2 protein-coding genes and 1 pseudogene are annotated in these 2,583 nt (G+C 51.7%); 1 reads left to right on the plus strand and 2 read right to left on the minus strand.

Features of this window, described 5'->3' with window-relative positions; genetic code table 11:
• A partial coding sequence (locus J4G07_20060) for a mitomycin antibiotic biosynthesis protein (protein MCE2416286.1) occupies window positions 1-199 on the plus strand: 199 nt, incomplete at its 5' end.
• 34 nt (window positions 200-233) lie between these two features.
• Here J4G07_20060 and J4G07_20065 read toward each other — a convergent pair.
• Window positions 234-1,241 (minus strand): Gfo/Idh/MocA family oxidoreductase, encoded by a 1,008-nt coding sequence (locus J4G07_20065; protein ID MCE2416287.1) that lies wholly within the window; start codon window positions 1,239-1,241, stop codon window positions 234-236.
• Window positions 1,242-1,348: 107 nt separating this feature from the next.
• Window positions 1,349-2,454 (minus strand): annotated as a pseudogene (locus J4G07_20070) (Gfo/Idh/MocA family oxidoreductase).
• Window positions 2,455-2,583: the final 129 nt, after the last annotated feature.

Below are 2,583 nucleotides of genomic sequence, written 5' to 3' on the forward strand. Positions count from 1 at the left end.
TTTGCTGACGAGTGAACGCGTCGTCCATCGTGGACTTCCGAACCGTTCTGACACCGTCCGTTGGAGTGTTGATACGCGCTATAGTCAAATCGGGCTGCCAACCGGGCGCGAAAATGTTCCCGGATTTATCGCTCGAAGTCGAGTAAATCCTGAGAGTATTACCAAATCTCATCACGACTGGAATCGGCAATTCGCGTAGGGGCACCCCTTGTGGGTACCCACAAACTGTCAGATTAAGCGTCCCCGAACTTTTTCTGGAATAGAGAGACTGTATCGTGGTCGGGATGGTTCGGCAGTTCAGCGGGGGCTTCCCATTCTTCGGCAACATCTGCGTTTTCCAAGACCGATTTCCAACCTGCGAGGAAGACGTTCGTCTTGTGTAAAATCTCATCAAACGTCTGTGGCATTTCGTTGTGGAGTGCCATGTTCTGGAACGCCCAAATCGTCGGCAACCAGATCTCCGTCTTGTCGAACGGATAACCCGTGCCGGTGTGGATTCTGAAATTCTCGCCACCGTAGGCTTCCTGTGTGTGAATTTGCACCGTTCCCCATGAACCGCTCACTTGATGGAGTGTTCCGTAGAATTGACGACCCTCGCTATCGACATGCTCAAAGGTGAGGACACCCGGCGGACTGTGCCAACTATCCGCTTGATACGCGACGGACATAACTGGATTCCCCGCCTCCGCAACCGCCTTACAGACCATATAGAGACCATGGATGCCGTGGGTCGGATAGTCGTCGAACGAATTGGTCGCCGTGTAGCAGACGATCTGTTTATCGCTTGCCCACGCTTTGGCGCGTGAGATGGCATCGTTGTGCTCGTGACTCGATGGCGCGAGGAGGGTCGCGCCGTTCTTTTGCGCCAATTCAATCATTTGTTGTGCTTTGGCGAGGGAGTTTGCAAACGGGCGGTTGATGAGGTTCGGCAAACCCGCTTCGAGATACGGTTCATGGAGGATGTGGTTCCATGGGTGATTATAGTAACCACCAGAGATCACGCCGTCTACCTTCCCCAACATATCGTCAAAATTCTTGACGACTTCGCAGCCATAAGGTTCAGCAACCGCTTTTGCCTTTTCGTATTCAATATCCCAACAGTGGGTGATCCGCATTCCCGTAAACGGAGTATCTTTCTCACCAGGACGCGGATTGATGTGCGGTGCCCACAACGGCATGTGTGAATATGAATCTACGTTCAGAAATCCAACACGGAAAGGTTCAGAGTTAGGTGCTTGCATGACTATCTCCTTTGAATGGCTGTCGGTAGTCAGCCATCGGCAATCAGGAATAAGACGGGACCTTAAACAAAAACCCTCTTTGCTGACTGCTGATTGCTAATGGCTATCTACATTGAAACCCACGTTGATCCGTTTTCACAAGATTCAACTGTTTTGTAGATGAACTGCATACCCCGCAATCCGTCATAGACCGTCGGAAAATCGTATGCCTCGGTATCCATAGGATCGCCATCAATGTATCGGCGAATGGCTTCGACAACGCCAACATAAATCGTCGCAAACGCTTCCAAGTACCCTTCGGGATGCCCGGTCGGGATACGTGCACCTGCCGCCGCGGCTTCGGATAGATAGCCTTGACCGCGGGTCAGCGTTTGTCTCGGTTCACCGTAACGATAGAGTTCAAGATAGTTCGGATTCTCTTGCGCCCATTTCACCGCGCCCTGTTCGGCATTCCAGTAGCAATCTGACTAATGCTTAAAACGCCTTTACCACCACCTTGGAGACGGAGTAAAGCGTTGACATCCTCATCCAGGACTCTGTCGGGAAGGAAAGTACTCTTGTCGGCACAAAGCTCAACGATCGGATCGCCAGTGACGTATTCAAGCAGGTTCACGCAGTGTGTGCCGACATCACCCATCGTGCCACCGATACCTGACTGTGCTGGATCGACACGCCACGCCGCTTGTTTCTGACCGAGTTTCTCGTGCGGGACCATCAGGAAGTCCTGAAGGTATTCGACGATGACCTTACGGATTGGTCCCATTGAGCCTTCAGCGAACAACGCCCGCGCATGCCGCACGAGCGGATGTCCTGTATAATTGTGTGTCAACGCAAAAACAAGTCCCAAATCTTCGACGAGTTTTACAAGTGCCTCGGCTTCATCGAGATTGTAAGTCATCGGCTTATCGCAGACGACGTGGAAACCCGCGTCCAAAAACGTCTTTGCAATTTCAAAGTGGGAGATATTTGGTGTGACGATGCTGACAAAGTCGATACGCTCGTCTTCGGAGAGTGCTGCTTCGGCTGCCGCCATTTCCGCGTAGCTGCTGTAGCAACGGTTCGGATCGAGATACAACTCTGCCCCAGTGGTTCGTGTATTCTCTGGGTCGCGTGAGAAACATCCGGCAACGACTTCAATTTGCTGATCGAGTGTGGCAGCGATTCGATGGACACCGCCAATAAACGCGCCCTGTCCGCCACCGACCATGCCCATTCGTAATTTTCGATTCCAAGATTCCATAATACTTTACTCCAAATAGGATTTTAAAAATATCTACCTCGTTCCTCAACCGTAGCCTGCAACACCGGCGCAGGCGAATTTAAGGGATGTCCGTCAAAGTTC

It is taken from the genome of Candidatus Poribacteria bacterium, assembly GCA_021295715.1.
Lineage (GTDB): Bacteria > Poribacteria > WGA-4E > WGA-4E > WGA-3G > WGA-3G.